Annotated in this window: 1 tRNA gene and 1 rRNA gene; both read left to right on the top strand. The window is 51.1% G+C overall.

The features are described 5' to 3' along the window. Window positions 1–20 precede the first annotated feature (20 nt). A tRNA-Ala gene (locus QCE83_RS35045) sits at window positions 21–96 on the top strand. A gap of 332 nt (window positions 97–428) precedes the next feature. Then, window positions 429–509: ribosomal RNA gene (locus tag QCE83_RS35040) — 23S ribosomal RNA — on the top strand; the annotation flags it as partial.

Here is a 509-nt window from a genome sequence, read left to right as displayed (position 1 = left end):
GGTCATCAGACTCAGACACGGGGGGATTAGCTCAGCTGGGAGAGCACCTGCTTTGCAAGCAGGGGGTCGTCGGTTCGATCCCGTCATCCTCCACCAAAAAGTCCTCAATGCACAGTGCTTCGTGAAGTGCTGTGCATTGGCGATTGAAGCCAGTTGATGTCGAAGGCAATGAAGTGCGCCTGTCGGCTAAACGTTCTTTAACAATCTGGAAGAAGTAGTAAAGAGACTATCTAAAAGCACTTAGAGATGGGTGCGAGTAGGATAGTCAGGGTAGTGATTGTATCAAGTATGAAAAGGTGATCGAAAGATCGCTTTGGAATACGGCACACACGTAGTGTGGGCTCCACGTAAGTGCTAAAGCACTAACGTGGACCGACACGCGAATACTCAGCCTATGACCAGTGCGTCGTGAGACACACTTGTTATAGGGTCAAGCGAACAAGTGCATGTGGTGGATGCCTTGGCGATCACAGGCGATGAAGGACGCGGTAGCCTGCGAAAAGCTCCGG

The organism is Caballeronia sp. LZ034LL (assembly GCF_031451215.1).
Lineage (GTDB): Bacteria > Pseudomonadota > Gammaproteobacteria > Burkholderiales > Burkholderiaceae > Caballeronia.
Note: the sequence above shows the minus strand (reverse complement) of the source record. Positions and strands in the feature narration are given on the sequence as shown.